The 12,969-nt window shown below is 61.0% G+C and carries 14 protein-coding genes and 1 pseudogene; 10 read left to right on the forward strand and 5 right to left on the reverse strand.

Annotation, left to right across the window (positions count from 1 at the left end; translation table 11 throughout):
* Positions 1–8: 8 nt before the first annotated feature.
* On the reverse strand, positions 9–1,754 hold the full coding sequence (locus B0G76_RS20845) for an alpha/beta hydrolase (protein WP_259460856.1): 1,746 nt from the start codon (positions 1,752–1,754) through the stop codon (positions 9–11).
* Between the two features lie 686 nt (positions 1,755–2,440).
* On the opposite strand from B0G76_RS20845, the gene B0G76_RS20850 reads away from it, so the two are divergent.
* The 6 genes and pseudogenes from B0G76_RS20850 to B0G76_RS20875 all read left to right on the forward strand — a co-directional run bounded on the left by B0G76_RS20850 (position 2,441) and on the right by B0G76_RS20875 (position 6,648).
* Positions 2,441–3,637, forward strand: coding sequence for an IS4 family transposase (locus B0G76_RS20850; RefSeq protein WP_120293067.1), 1,197 nt, complete (start codon positions 2,441–2,443; stop codon positions 3,635–3,637).
* A 201-nt stretch (positions 3,638–3,838) separates the two neighbouring features.
* A complete protein-coding gene (locus B0G76_RS20855; RefSeq protein WP_120294235.1) occupies positions 3,839–4,324 on the forward strand; it encodes a hypothetical protein in 486 nt (161 codons plus the stop codon).
* Between the two features lie 10 nt (positions 4,325–4,334).
* Positions 4,335–5,036, forward strand: coding sequence for a CBS domain-containing protein (locus tag B0G76_RS20860; protein ID WP_120294236.1), 702 nt, complete (start codon positions 4,335–4,337; stop codon positions 5,034–5,036).
* A 79-nt stretch (positions 5,037–5,115) separates the two neighbouring features.
* Complete coding sequence (locus tag B0G76_RS20865) at positions 5,116–5,391, forward strand: DUF1488 domain-containing protein (RefSeq protein ID WP_120296619.1); 276 nt, start codon at positions 5,116–5,118, stop codon at positions 5,389–5,391.
* Positions 5,392–5,428: 37 nt separating this feature from the next.
* A complete protein-coding gene (locus tag B0G76_RS20870) occupies positions 5,429–5,656 on the forward strand; it encodes a DUF3562 domain-containing protein (RefSeq protein ID WP_120294237.1) in 228 nt (75 codons plus the stop codon).
* Position 5,657: 1 nt separating this feature from the next.
* Positions 5,658–6,648 (forward strand): annotated as a pseudogene (locus B0G76_RS20875) (zinc-dependent alcohol dehydrogenase family protein).
* A gap of 54 nt (positions 6,649–6,702) precedes the next feature.
* On the opposite strand, the gene B0G76_RS20880 reads toward B0G76_RS20875, so the two are convergent.
* Positions 6,703–8,403 (reverse strand): bifunctional aminoglycoside phosphotransferase/ATP-binding protein, encoded by a 1,701-nt coding sequence (locus B0G76_RS20880; protein ID WP_120294238.1) that lies wholly within the window; start codon positions 8,401–8,403, stop codon positions 6,703–6,705.
* A 218-nt stretch (positions 8,404–8,621) separates the two neighbouring features.
* Between B0G76_RS20880 and B0G76_RS20885 the strand changes: the two genes are divergently transcribed.
* The gene (locus B0G76_RS20885) at positions 8,622–9,056 is read left to right on the forward strand and encodes an Hsp20/alpha crystallin family protein (RefSeq protein WP_120294239.1); all 435 of its coding nucleotides are present in this window, start codon (positions 8,622–8,624) and stop codon (positions 9,054–9,056) included.
* Positions 9,057–9,183: 127 nt separating this feature from the next.
* Here B0G76_RS20885 and B0G76_RS20890 read toward each other — a convergent pair whose 3' ends face one another.
* From B0G76_RS20890 to B0G76_RS20900, 3 genes are all read right to left on the reverse strand, one after another.
* Positions 9,184–9,840, reverse strand: a complete 657-nt coding sequence (locus B0G76_RS20890) for a nitroreductase family protein (protein ID WP_120294240.1) — start codon at positions 9,838–9,840, stop codon at positions 9,184–9,186.
* A gap of 84 nt (positions 9,841–9,924) precedes the next feature.
* Complete coding sequence (locus tag B0G76_RS20895) at positions 9,925–10,137, reverse strand: rhomboid family intramembrane serine protease (protein WP_120294241.1); 213 nt, start codon at positions 10,135–10,137, stop codon at positions 9,925–9,927.
* 81 nt (positions 10,138–10,218) lie between these two features.
* On the reverse strand, positions 10,219–10,371 hold the full coding sequence (locus B0G76_RS20900; RefSeq protein ID WP_120294242.1) for a ChaB family protein: 153 nt from the start codon (positions 10,369–10,371) through the stop codon (positions 10,219–10,221).
* A gap of 163 nt (positions 10,372–10,534) precedes the next feature.
* Between B0G76_RS20900 and B0G76_RS20905 the strand changes: the two genes are divergently transcribed.
* The 3 genes from B0G76_RS20905 (at position 10,535) to B0G76_RS20915 (ending at position 12,927) form a co-directional block, all read left to right on the forward strand.
* Positions 10,535–11,524 carry an acetyltransferase gene (locus tag B0G76_RS20905; RefSeq protein WP_120294243.1) on the forward strand — a complete coding sequence of 330 codons (990 nt, stop codon included), beginning with the start codon at positions 10,535–10,537 and terminating at the stop codon, positions 11,522–11,524.
* A gap of 135 nt (positions 11,525–11,659) precedes the next feature.
* Positions 11,660–12,601 (forward strand): DnaJ C-terminal domain-containing protein, encoded by a 942-nt coding sequence (locus B0G76_RS20910; RefSeq protein WP_120294244.1) that lies wholly within the window; start codon positions 11,660–11,662, stop codon positions 12,599–12,601.
* A complete protein-coding gene (locus B0G76_RS20915; protein ID WP_120294245.1) occupies positions 12,598–12,927 on the forward strand; it encodes a chaperone modulator CbpM in 330 nt (109 codons plus the stop codon). The genes B0G76_RS20910 and B0G76_RS20915 overlap by 4 nt, the downstream gene beginning before the upstream one ends.
* The last annotated feature ends 42 nt before the right edge of the window (positions 12,928–12,969 follow it).

The following is a 12,969-nucleotide window of genomic DNA, read 5'->3' on the forward strand; positions in this document are numbered from 1 at the left end:
GAGTTCGCTCAGTGTTGGAAGACGAAGGTGCCGGGTGCGTCGCCGAGTGTTCCCCCGTGCGCATCGGACGCAACAACGGGGGGCGCGACGCGCTCCGGGCTTGAATGCGCCTTGAGCCAGTCGGTCCACGCGGGCCACCAGGAGCCTTGCTGCGATGCGCTCGCAGCAAGCCATTCGTCAGGACTCACGCGCAGATCGTCCGCCGCGGTCCGATAGATCCGGAAATAGCGATGCGCGTGCCCAGGCTCGCTGACGATCCCGGCATTGTGGCCGCCACTGGTGAGGACGAACGTGATCTCGGTATCCGACAGGTTGTGGATCTTGTAGACCGAATGCCACGGCGCAATATGGTCGCGCTCCGTCGATACCACGAACAGCGGTGCCCGAATGTTGCGGATCGATACAGGACGGTCGTCGACTTGATACCGGCCACACGCCAGATCGTTGTTCAGGAAGAGGCGGCGCAGGTACTCGGAATGCATCCGGTACGGCATGCGCGTGGTATCGGCGTTCCACGCCATCAGGTCGATCATCGGCGCGCGCTCTCCCAACAAATAGTCGTAGACGATACGCGACCAGATGAGGTCGTTCGACTGTAGCAGCTGGAATGCACCCGACATCTGATCGGCGGCAAGATAGCCCTGTGACCACATCATGCTTTCGAGAAAATAGACTTCGCTGTCGTCGATGAAAAGTTGCAACTCCCCTGGCTCGGTGAAGTCTGTTTGTGCGGCAAATAGGGTGACAGAAGCCAGCCGGTTGTCACCCGAACCCGCCATCGCTGCCGCAGCAATTGACAGCAAGGTGCCGCCAAGGCAATAGCCGGTCGCATGAATCTTGCTGTCCGGGACGATGCTTGAGACCGCGTCGAGCGCTTCCATCACGCCGAGTTGCCGGTAATCTTCGAGGCTGAGTTCGCGGTCTTCGGCATCCACGTTGCGCCACGAGACGCAGAACACCGTGTGTCCCTGTTCGACCAGATAGCGAATCAGCGAGTTGTGCGGCGAGAGATCCAGGATGTAGTACTTCATGATCCACGCCGGCACGATCAGAACCGGCTCGGCCAGCACCGTGCTTGTGGCGGGGCTGTATTGAATGAGTTCGATCAGGTGATTGCGAAACACGACCTTGCCGGGCGTGGTGGCGAGATTGACCCCGACTTTGAACTGATCGAATCCTGCCGGAGGCTGACCACCCGCATGTCGGGCCGCGTCTTCGAGCGCGTTGCGCACTCCGTCGATGAGGCTGACACCGAGCGTCGAAGCGGCGCGCTGCGAGACTTCGGGATTGGTGAACGGGAAATTCGTCGGAGCCATCATATCGAGCAACTGGCGGGCGCTGAACGACACCACGTCCTCATGATGGCGAGTTGTGCCCGGCACGTCATGAGTTGCGACATTCCACCATTGTTCGGTCAACAGAAAGGCCTGTTGCCAGAACCGGTATGGTTCGGTTTGCCACGGTTCGGCGACAAACCTGTTATCGCCTGCAGACGGTTCTGCCACCGGCTGGGCGTAGCAACCGAGCGCAGTCCGAATCATGTATTCCGTGATGCGCTGCGCGTTCTGGGCGCAGAGCGACGCAAGTTCCAGTTGCTTGCCAGGCGCCGCCGCGAGATGAATGAGCCAGTCGGCAAGCGCTGCTCGCAGCGACGCCGGCGACAAGCCCCCGGTCATGCGCGCGATCATGGCTTCTTTCGCATGATCGAGTGCACGAAAAGATTCGGTGGCGGGGGATACCGCAGTCCTGTCCATAAGCGTGGGATTTTCAACGACGGCCGGCGTGGAGCGGGTGTCCATTTCAGGTTCCTCAGGGTTCTACGGCGCTTGGCTTACGACAAAACGGCTGTGTCGGCGCGGTCACTTCCGACGTAGGACGCACCTCCGGTGCGACAACCTCTACGGGACGCAGGGGCGCCGACGGTGAAGTGTTTCAGTGCACGGCTTTGACGCACTTTGTTGCGGCGCTTCGAGCTGGATTGTGCGCAGCAGCGAGAGCTTTCGTAGAGAACTGTAGCTTTCCGATGGCCGCCGTAATTGATCTGAGTCAATCGAGTCACGGGCGGCCGTTGGCGCGCCGCAGCCAGATCAAGAAAGTGGCCCATCCGCGCTACCGACCAACCGATGCCATTCACACGCGGTGCGGTTGACCTTGGTCAATTCCGGCGACGAACCTGCACGTAGACTGGTTTCCACGATATACGCAGGCGGGCGCCACGTGGGCGGTCATATAGGTCGCTGACATGCGATAAAAAGGCCAGGACTATTCCGCAGCCGGATTTTGCTTTCAGTCCGCCTGTTTTCCCGGAAATCCTTGCTGCGTCGGCGACTGTCAGCGCGAGACTCGATCCAACCAATTGGGGCGCTAAGCGCAATACTGTTAACAAGCTCAAATTTGTGTTAACTTTCAAGCCTCTGAACCAACAAGAAGAGCTTGAAGGATGGCAAGAACGGAAGCAACGCTGCCAGGCGGGGCGCGGCTCGCGGACTATCTGGCGGTGGGGTATCTGGCGCTGAACTGCTCCCTGGGACAGGTCAAGGAGGCGCTCACGAAGTGCGGCGTGCAGACGCGCGTGCGCCGCGACATGCCGCGTGAAGTGCTGGTGTATTTCGTGATGGCGATGTGCCTGTATCCGCGCGTGGCCTATGAGGAAGTGTTTCGTCTGGTGATCGAGGGACTGCGGCGCATCTACGGCGACCAGGTACGCGACGCGCAGGTCAGCAAGGCGGCGATCTCGCAGGGTCGCGCACGCCTGGGATGGCAGGTGATGCGCGAGCTGTTCGCCCGGCAGGCGGCGCAACACCCACGAACCGCAGGCGGCGACTATGCGGGCTATCGGGTCATGAGCGTGGACGGCTCCACGCTGGATGTGCCCGATGAGAAGGCCAATGCGCAAGCGTTCGGATATGCGCAGGGAGGGCGCGGTGAGGCCGCGTATCCGCAGATTCGCTTCGTAGCGCTGGCCGAATGTGCGACGCACGCGCTGTGTGAGGTCCAGATGGGCGGGGTATGCGAGCACAGCGAACAGGCGCTCACACGCCAGCTGTTTCCGGCATTCTCGGACGACATGCTGGTGCTGGCCGATCGCCTGTTCTATGGCTATGACATGTGGCGCGACGCGGTGGCCACCGGAGCGAAGCTGCTGTGGCGCGTGAAGTCGAATTTGCGGCTGCCGTGCGAAGTGCCGCTGGCAGATGGTTCGTACCTGAGCACTGTCTATGCCAGTGACACCGACAGGCGACACCAGTGCAACGGCATGCAGGTGCGGGTCATCGAGTATTGCCTGGAAGGTGTGCCTGATGCCGAGCCGCAGTATCGCCTGATCACCAATCTGCTGGACGCAGCGGTGGCGCCTGCCATAGAACTCGCGGCGCTGTACCACCGGCGCTGGAAAATAGAAGAGATGTTTGACGAGATCAAGACACATCTGTGCGACGGCAAGAAGGTGCTGCGTAGCAAGACGCCTGATCTGGTCCGTCAGGAGTTCTATGCGTTAATGCTTACCCACGCGGCGATCCGTCGACTGATGTATGAGGCTGCCCAGGACAGCGGGCAGCACCCGGAAGACTTATCGTTCGTTCATGCCGTACGCGTGTTGAACCGACGCCTGCCCGAGGCGGCGGCCGTTCCCCCCTGAGCAGTGGCAAAGTTGGAGGCTCAGCTTACTGCGGGAAATCGCCAGTGGGCGTGCCGTGCAAAGCCGCGGCAAGCGTAATCCCCGCGGCGTGAAGCGAAAGATGTCGAACTTCCGGATACGCCGACGATCGGAGCCGCTGAATCAGCGAATTTCACCGAAAGCGGTCATCAAGTGAACAGTATTGGCGCTAAGCGAGCTGATATGAAATGCATCCGCCTGCCGGTCGACTTGATCAAGGCGCTATTCCTGCTGATGACGGTCAGTCTTGCGGCCTGTACCACGGCAAGCCAGATGGTTGCGTTCCGGAATACCGAGACGCAGCTTGAAGAGGCGCGAGAACAAGCCTGGGTGACCTGTCGTTCACGCGCGGCGTGCGATCAGATATGGAACAGCACGCGGCTTTATGTGCAGCTTTACTCGAGAACGCCGATCAGCCGCCTCAACGATTCGCTCATCGAGACCGAAGTGCCCCACGAATCGGGCATTGCCTATTTCTGGGCCGAGCGAACCACCGATGTGAGCGGCACGACGACAATCCGGCTAAAGGGCATGTGCCGCGGCATGTACGCGAGTAATGGCGACCCGGCGTGGACTTACGGAATATGCGCGGACCAGATCAGGCGTGCCGAGACGGGTTTTCGCGGGGGTAGTAGGCGAAGTGCAGTGACGGTCACGATATTTCCTTAAGGAGAGACTTATGCATGCCATCGACGTGATGACCCCAGCGGTTGTGGTTACAGCACCTGAAATGACTGTGCAGGCGGCGGCAAAACGGCTTGCCGATAACCACATCAGTGGCATGCCTGTGGTTGACGCGGGAGGGCAGGTCATCGGCATGATCAGTGAAGGTGATCTGCTGCATCGAACCGAAATCGACACTGACGCTGATGCCGAAGGAAAGAGAAGATCATGGTGGCTTGACTTTTTTGCATCGACCCGTGAACTCGCGAGTACGTATGTCAAGGAACACGCACGCACGGTGCGCGACGTCATGAGCGATAAGGTCGTGTCAGTTGCGGAGGATACGCCCCTTGCCGATATCGCGGATCTGCTGGAACGGCGGCGGATCAAGCGCGTGCCCGTCATGCGCGACGGCAAGCTGGTTGGGATCGTCAGTCGCGCCAATCTGATTCGTGCGCTCGCCAGCGTCCCGGCCGACGCGCTGCCGGTTGCATCCGGCGACCAGCAAATTCACGACGCGATCGTGCGCGAACTCAGCAATCATCGTTGGGCGCAGCCCAGTCAGAACGTGATTGTCAAGCAAGGCATCGTGCATCTGTGGGCCGTTGTCCAGTCGGAAGAAGAACGACGCGCAATCTGTGTCGCAGCGCAGAGCGTGCATGGGGTCAAGGAAGTCAGGAGTTACATTGAATTTCCCATGGCTTTGCCAGCAATGTAGGAGCACCTCCGTTGCGCAGCCGCCCGGGCCTTGCCGGGCAGGTGAGCATTGGAGAGCATACGAGCCGAGGTACGACATGATGCATATCACTTTTCCTCAGGAGCGCCCGCAGTATGGCGGGCCGGATCCCGTTCTGGTGTTCCCTGCCGTGATCAATGGTGAACGCATCCGGTGCGCGATCACGGCTGAAGCGCTGGAAGATCATTTCAGCGCTGCATCGCTGCGCGAAGACGACCTGATCGGTGCGTTCGAGGCCCATCGGGGTGCGATCGAAGACGCCGCGCAGCGGTTGCTGGGTGAACTCGGCGGCAAGCCGGTCCTGTTGCATAGCGGCTATTTCCGTTTCTGCGAGTGATCCGCGCGCCGTATCTTTTCCCACCAGGAGTCCCGCCATGCCTCGCGATAAACTGTTGGTCCCGTTGCTCGAGATCGCACAAGGGACGGCACTGAGGGAAGACGATCTGGCACGTATGGTAGGCGATGAAATCAGTCGTCTGTCGGCCGGTGCGCGTGTTCACGACTATATTCAGGTGATCGCGATCAAGTGCGTAACCGACAAAGTGAGACAGACCGCCTCCCACAACCGTGCCAACGCCAACCATCACGCAAGGGAGGGGTGAGATGCGGGCAATGGTATTCGATGACGCCGGGGGGTCTACTGCGCGACTTGCAGGTTCCAGATCCTGTGCCGGCTGCGGGCCAGTTGCTGATCGATGTCCACGCATGCGGTATTTGCCGTACCGACCTGCATCTGATTGACCACGAACTGCCCCATCCAAAGCGGCCGGTGATCCCGGGGCATGAAATCGTCGGCACTGTTGCGGCAGTGGGGCCGGGAGTAAGCGGCTTCAGTGTGGGGGAGCGGGTCGGCGTGCCATGGCTAGGCCATACCTGCGGCCGTTGCCGTTACTGTCTCTCCGGTCGCGAGAATCTGTGCGATGAACCGGGTTTTACGGGGGTACACGATCGATGGCGGTTACGCCGAGCGCACGGTCGCAGACAGCCGTTACTGCTTTCATCTACCTGACCGATATTCGGACGTGGAGGCGGCGCCGCTGCTGTGCGCGGGACTCATCGGCTATCGGACTCTGGCCATGGCAGGCGACGCGCAGCGCATCGGCAATCTACGGCTTTGGTGCAGCCGCGCATATCGTCGCTCAGGTCGCGCTTCGTCAGGGGGCGCGCAGTTTATGCCTTTACGCGTGCCGGCGACGTGGCGGCTCAGCAACTCGCGCTGCGGCTCGGCGCGACGTGGGCCGGCAGCAGTAACGAAGCGGCGCCGGACGAACTCGACGCCGCGCTGCTATTCGCTCCAGTCGGTGCGCTCGTGCCGATCGCCCTGAAGGCAGTGGTGAAAGGCGGCATTGTGGTGTGCGGCGGAATTCACATGAGCGACATCCCGTCTTTTCCCTATGACTTTCTATGGGGCGAGCGTCGCGTGGTGTCGGTGGCGAATCTCACGCGCGAAGACGGGCTTGCGTTTATGCGTCTGGCCGCCGAGATTCCGCTCGACATCGAAACGACGCGCTATCCGCTGGGTGAGGCCAACCAGGTGCTCGCCGATTTGCGCGAGGGAAAGCTGACGGGGGCCGCGGTGCTGGCAATCCGCTAACGGGATCGCCAGGCACGATTGTGTGCAAGCGCTTGCCTGTCGCTTGCATGTCGATCACGCGGCGCTCTGGTAACCAGCCGCGTCCCAGCCGCTCGTCTGCCAGTGGGTCGTATCGCTGCGAACAGCGTGCTCTACCGGACTCTCCGGGTGCATGCGGATCAACAGCGGTTTCCAGTACGTCGCGTGCTGAAAGGCGCCGAGCGGCACGTGCGTATCGAAAGCAACCGTTAAAGCGACTTCGTCAGGCGTGAGCGGCTCTTCGTTCGCGAGTTGCCTGACCAGCACAGCTGCATTGGCGTCAGACGACTGACCTGGGTCCATTGCGCGTTTGCGTACGCGTTCGGCAAGCTGCCGCACAGACGTGTGGAAATCCAGCAGGAACACCGGCACGTCGAACGCGCATGCCAGCTCGATGAAGGACGCACGATGCCGCTGTTTCAGGAACGTCGCGTCCACTAGTACTGGATAGCCTGCTTCGAGCACGCGGCGCGCCATCGCTAGCAGCGCATCGTAGTGTGAGTCGATCGCTTTGCGCGAGTACGCGGCAGCGGGCAGGGCGTGGTGGTCCGGCGGCGCGAACGGATGCGCTCGCTTGCGCTCGGTATCGCTGGAGAGGCGGATTGCGCCGATACGGGTGGCAAGCGCCTCGCTCGCCATCGATTTGCCGGAACCGGAATAGCCGTGACAGAGCAGCAGATACGGCTCTGGCGCGCTTGCTATCCGGGCGGCGCAGGCCACATAGTTCCGGGCGCGTGCGAGACCGTCCACGGCGGACGACCCGCGTGCCTTCAGTACTTCGACAAGCGCCCGCACCAATGCCCGGTAGACAATATAGAAACGCAACGCCGGGAGTGCTCCGAAGTCGCCGGTCTGTTGCAGCCAGCCGTTCAGGAGCGTCGACGCGAGATCGTAGCGGCCATGTGCCTGCAGATCCATCAGCGGAAAAGCGAGGTCGCTTGCGACGTCGATCCAGCGCAAGGCGTCGCTGAATTCGATGCAGTCGAACATGACAGCGTCGTTTCCTTTGCGCACGATGTTATCGAGGTGCAAATCACCGTGGCATTCGCGCACGAACCCGCCCGCGCGACGCGCCTCAAAATGCCCAGCGAGCCGCGCCGCTTCCCTTTCGCACCACTGACGCACACCGGCGGGCACGAGTGAGCCGGCTTCCCGTTCGAGCGACGTCAGCACGGTCTCCATCTGTGCGCGCACGAACGTTGCCGTTCCCAGCATGCTGCGCGGTGGGGGCGTGGAGGCGCAGCGGTGAAACGCTGCAAGACGTTCGGCTACCCGGTCGATCTGCGCGACACCCAGTTCGCCGCGCATGAGCAGGTGGGAAAACAATTCTCGTTCGTCGAACCGCTTCATCCGGACCGCATGTTCGACGGGCGTCCCTCGTGCGCCGATCTTACGGATGGGTCCGAGGCGTACCACAGGCACCACGCTGAGATAGAACTTGCGAGCGACCCGCCGGTTCAGCCTCACTTCTTCATTGCAGTCATGCAGCCTCGCGGCTACGTCCGTGAAATCGACGAATCCCAGATCGACAGGTTTCTTGATCTTGTACGCAAATCGCCCGGCCAGATAGATCACGGAAATGTGGGTTTCGATTCGCCGGATGCGTCCCGCCGGATGGCGATACGAGCAGGGGCGCTGCAACGCTGCGTCGATGCGCGACCAACCGCGGCGGGCGATGCGTTCACGATTCTGCGCATGAAGCGGCCGGCGAATGGACGCCGTTGATCGGGTAAGCATGGATGACTCCGCAGATTCAAGAGGGCACTTCCAGCATAAGCAGACTCCGGCCTGCGGAATTGATGGAGGTCAGTGTTTTGCGAACCGCTCCGGTTACGCGTGGCAATTGATACATATCAACGGACGTTCTACGTAGAGACCTAAAGTCGTTGATGAAGTGGCCGTTTGAAGCTGTGTGACATCCATGGCGATCATGGACTTTTTGAGGAGTAGCTACGATGAGCAACTTGACACGTTATGAGCCGTTCTCGATGGAAGCGGTACCGGATCTGTTTCATGGTTTGTTCCGCCCCCTGCGCGGCATCGCAACGGGCGATGACGCACCGCTGGCGGACATGAAGCTCGATGTGACGGAAAACGACACGGCGTACATGGTTAAAGCAGAACTGCCGGGCGTCGATAAAAAGGACATCGACGTGAAGATCGACGGCAACACCGTATCGATCAGCGCGAAGGTGGAACGCAACAAGGAATTGAAGGAGGGCGAGCGGGTGCTGCGACGCGAGCGTTATTCGGGCGCAATCAGCCGGTCGTTCTCGCTGGCGAGCGATGTCGATGAAGCGACGGCGGCGGCGCAGTATCAGGACGGCGTGCTGTCGCTGACCTTGCCGAAGAAGGCGGCATCGTCACAGAAGCGCCTGGAGATCCGCTAGCGGTGATACGGGGGCCGGGTGCGCGTAGGGCAGCGCACCCTGGCTTATTGAAGGCCATTCCGTGGACCTTGGGCTGGCCGGTTCAAAGACCTCCAGACGGCCGCTCAATGGCCTCCCAATCTCGATCTCAAGCGTGCTGCCCGCTCGGCAAGCCGACGGTCTGCGCGAGGATCGGCAGTTCATCCTCATTGAGCCGCAACGCGTCGGCGAGGAGCCGGTGATTGATCCAGCCGCGGATCACGTTGACAAGCCCGGCTGACGCGCAATAGAGCGCTACGTTCTGCGCAATCGCGCCAGCGGTGACAGCAGAAAATCGTTCACGCTGTTGCTGCGGCATCTCCTGCAGACTGGACGTCCGAACCACATAGACCAGATCGAGCGGCGCCTTGCCGACGAAGTCCTGATAGCCGGTCAGATTACGCGCATCGATGGCGTGCTTGAGCAGCAGCTGATGGTTGGGCGCATCGTAACGATAAACTCCATTTGGCAGCGCTACATAGATGTCGATTTCGTTGTGGGCATGTGGCGATGGCGCGGTGCGTCCGCCGCTGACCGGACGGTTGACGCCATCCGCGGCCCACAGCAATTCTCCGAGTGTGCCCATTGACAGCACGGTCGGTGCGAATTCACGGCTACTTGATCGAAACGACAGCGCGGTCATCAGCGGCAGACCGGAGCGTTGGTCGGGGTGTGGCAGTGCGATGGCTTTCGGCGCAGTGCCTTCGGCCGATTCGGGCCGTGCCTCAGGCAAGGTCTCGTAGGTCAGAAATTGCATCTCAGTCATCTCAAACTCCTTTGAACGTCACATGTATCCGGTTGGCGCACCGCCAGTTTCACGATAGTTCGCGCGCTGGCGCACCCCTTGATTTCAATCAAGCCAAGAGTGGTGCCGGGGCCGCGACCAGTAGACCATTAGCGCGATCGCGGCGAGCATGCCGCCTATATGCGCAAAATGAGCGACGCCCGCTTCTGCGCCGCTCGCGCCTAGAAAGAGTTCGACCACGCCGTTCGCCGAGAACAGATAGCCGCGGTCCAAAGGGAAATGACCGATGTTGTGCGCGGGCAGAAGTTCGGAAGCCATTCAATCCTCCATTCTGCCGGCGCCCTGATCCCGCGGCACCCATGTATCGGCTTGCTTGATGTATGCGGGCTTGACGGCGGCCTAGGCAATCCGGTGCGCGATTTCTTCCTGACGTGACTCTCCGGTATGCGCTGCATACGCGTGGTTGAACGCGCTGCGATAGATATTTTGCGCTTGCTCGGGAAGATGATTGCGCACGGGCGCGGGCAAATCGGCGTTGAAAAAGTAGGGCATCGGTGTTCGGGGCGGGCAGCAAGGCAGGCTGGCTATGATCGGGATTGACTACGGCCAGACTAGGCTCGCGCAGAGGTTAGTGATTGACATGGGTCAAGAGCCTGGACCTTCAGCGGACTATCGTGCGTGAAACGATTCCTGAAACCAGATCTGGTGAAAGTGTATGAAGCACTACGATGTGTTCAATGGCGACGCCGACGGAATCTGCGCGCTGCACCAACTGCGCCTCGCGAAGCCATTGCGGTCCTTGCTGATAACGGGTGTCAAGCGCGACGTGGCGCTGCTCAGCCGCGTTTCTGTCAGGTGGGACAGTTCGGTGACGGTACTGGACATTTCTCTGGATACCAATCGGACCGCATTGCTTGCATTGCTTGAGCACGGAGTCAAGATTGAATACTTCGATCATCATTTTGCCGGCGCGATTCCCGAACATCCTGGCCTGAGCACGTACATCGAGACGGCGCCCGACATCTGCACGAGCATGCTCGTGGACCGTTATCTGGAAGGACAACACCGTCTCTGGGCTATCGTCGGCGCATACGGCGACAACCTCGCGCATGCGGCGCAAACGCTTGCCGAGAGCCGCGGGCTTCAACCTGGCCAGATCGAACAATTGCGTGAACTGGGAGAGTCGATCAACTACAACGCCTATGGAGACAGTGAGGCGGACCTCCTGATTCACCCGGCGAGACTTTACGAAACGCTGCGCGCTTATGCCGACCCATTCCAGTTCGCGGCGAACGAGCCGATTGCGCAAGCGCTGTGCGCCGCACGGTGGCACGACATGGAACTGGCGCTGGGATTGCTTCCCAGTGCAGTTTTCTCGGGTGGGTCAATTTATGTGTTGCCCAAGGAGGGATGGGCTCGAAGGGTGCGGGGCACTTTCGGCAATTTTCTGGCGAGAATGTCACCTGATCGTGCCCATGCCGTCCTCACCGTGGATGCTCAAGGCGACTATACGGTGAGCGTGCGGGCGCCGCTCGCCAATCCTTACGGCGCGGATGAATTATGCAGACGGTTCGCAAGCGGCAGCGGCCGGGTCGGCGCGGCCGGCATCGGCCGGCTTCCGCATGATCGCCTGAGGGACTTCATGCGCGCATTCGACAAAACGTTTGGCGTGGGCGTTGCCGTGACCGGCGACACGCGGCCTTGAGCGCGTGTCGAGCTTCATTTCGCGTACCGAACGTGCAACTTTGCCGGCCTATCCGGATTGGTATAAAGTCAGTCCTTGACCGCCACGCGATGGATGTGCATTGCCGTATCCGTTCCTCATGGGTGTGCCGCCTGTATGAAATACAAAGACTATTACGAGACCTTGGGTCTCGAGCGCAGCGCGTCTCAGGAGGACGTCAAACGTTCGTATCGGAAGCTCGCGCGCAAGTACCACCCGGACCTCAGCAAGCACACCGACGCCGAAGATCGCTTCAAGGAACTGGGCGAAGCCTATGAGGTGCTCAAGGACCCGGAGAAGCGCGCAGCCTACGACCGCATGGGCAGCGAATGGCGCAACGGCCAGGACTTCCAGCCGCCGCCGAACTGGGACGAGGGCTTCGAATTCCGCGGCGCGGGCAGCGAGACCGGCGAGCAAGCCGATCTCCACGATCTCTTCGAGAAGATGTTCGGCGGCGCGCGTGGCGCGCGTCCGCGGCAGCAGCCTTTCGATTTGCGCGGCGAAGACCATCACGCGAAGGTACTGATTGATCTCGAAGACGCGTATCGCGGCGCCCAGCGCTCAATTTCGCTGCAAATGCCGGTGATTGATGAACAAGGTCATGTTTCGCTAGAAACACGTACGCTTAATGTGTCCATTCCCAAGGGAATTCGCGCGGGCCAGCATCTGCGGCTGAGCGGGCAGGGAGCCGCAGGCACCACGCCCGGAAACGCCGGGGACCTCTACCTGGAAATCGCCTTTCGGGAACACCCGCGCTTTCGCGTGGACGGGCGCGACGTCTCGCTCGAGTTGCCGGTGGCGCCGTGGGAGGCGGGCCTCGGCGCGCAGGTTACCGTGCCGACGCCTGACGGTTCGGTCGAAATGACGGTGCCGGCGGATTCTGCCGGCGGCAGGCGCTTGCGGCTTAAAGGCAAGGGCATTCCAGGCGACCCGCCAGGCGATCTGTATGTGATTCTGAATATCGTGCTGCCGCCGACGAATAGCGACACGGCGAAGGCTGCCTACGATGCGATGCGGCGGGCGTTCAACTTCAATCCTCGCACGAACTTCTATCGGTGATCATCGTGAAAGAGACGAGTACGACGACCTATTTGCATGGGGAGATTGTTGACGAGAACGTCGAATTCACTCTGGTCGAGTTGAGCCGGGTGAGCGGAGCATCGGCGGAGCAATTGACGCTCTGGGTGTCTGAAGGCGTGTTTGAGCCAAGGGGCGAGCAGCCGCAGGAGTGGCGCTTCAGCGGCGCGGCGCTGCGGCGCGTGCGGACCGCGCAGCGGCTGGCGCACGACTTTCAGATCAACCCGCCGGGAGTCGCGCTAGTCCTCGATCTGCTCGACGAGATCGAGGCACTGCGCTCGCCTGTGAAGCGCCCCCGTGGAAGCTAGATGAGCGTGCGCCAGATGTTCTGCTGCACCGCCCCGTCAGGC

It is taken from the genome of Paraburkholderia sp. BL23I1N1 (assembly GCF_003610295.1).
Taxonomy (GTDB): Bacteria; Pseudomonadota; Gammaproteobacteria; order Burkholderiales; family Burkholderiaceae; genus Paraburkholderia.

Bases quoted from the DNA above. Each gene is read 5' to 3' on its own strand.
- B0G76_RS20845 (WP_259460856.1), bottom strand. From the start codon at position 1,754: ATGGACAGGACTGCGGTATCCCCCGCCACCGAATCTTTTCGTGCACTC.
- B0G76_RS20850 (WP_120293067.1), top strand. From the start codon at position 2,441: ATGGCAAGAACGGAAGCAACGCTGCCAGGCGGGGCGCGGCTCGCGGAC.
- B0G76_RS20855 (WP_120294235.1), top strand. From the start codon at position 3,839: ATGAAATGCATCCGCCTGCCGGTCGACTTGATCAAGGCGCTATTCCTG.
- B0G76_RS20860 (WP_120294236.1), top strand. From the start codon at position 4,335: ATGCATGCCATCGACGTGATGACCCCAGCGGTTGTGGTTACAGCACCT.
- B0G76_RS20865 (WP_120296619.1), top strand. From the start codon at position 5,116: ATGCATATCACTTTTCCTCAGGAGCGCCCGCAGTATGGCGGGCCGGAT.
- B0G76_RS20870 (WP_120294237.1), top strand. From the start codon at position 5,429: ATGCCTCGCGATAAACTGTTGGTCCCGTTGCTCGAGATCGCACAAGGG.
- B0G76_RS20880 (WP_120294238.1), bottom strand. From the start codon at position 8,403: ATGCTTACCCGATCAACGGCGTCCATTCGCCGGCCGCTTCATGCGCAG.
- B0G76_RS20885 (WP_120294239.1), top strand. From the start codon at position 8,622: ATGAGCAACTTGACACGTTATGAGCCGTTCTCGATGGAAGCGGTACCG.
- B0G76_RS20890 (WP_120294240.1), bottom strand. From the start codon at position 9,840: ATGACTGAGATGCAATTTCTGACCTACGAGACCTTGCCTGAGGCACGG.
- B0G76_RS20895 (WP_120294241.1), bottom strand. From the start codon at position 10,137: ATGGCTTCCGAACTTCTGCCCGCGCACAACATCGGTCATTTCCCTTTG.
- B0G76_RS20900 (WP_120294242.1), bottom strand. From the start codon at position 10,371: ATGCCCTACTTTTTCAACGCCGATTTGCCCGCGCCCGTGCGCAATCAT.
- B0G76_RS20905 (WP_120294243.1), top strand. From the start codon at position 10,535: ATGAAGCACTACGATGTGTTCAATGGCGACGCCGACGGAATCTGCGCG.
- B0G76_RS20910 (WP_120294244.1), top strand. From the start codon at position 11,660: ATGAAATACAAAGACTATTACGAGACCTTGGGTCTCGAGCGCAGCGCG.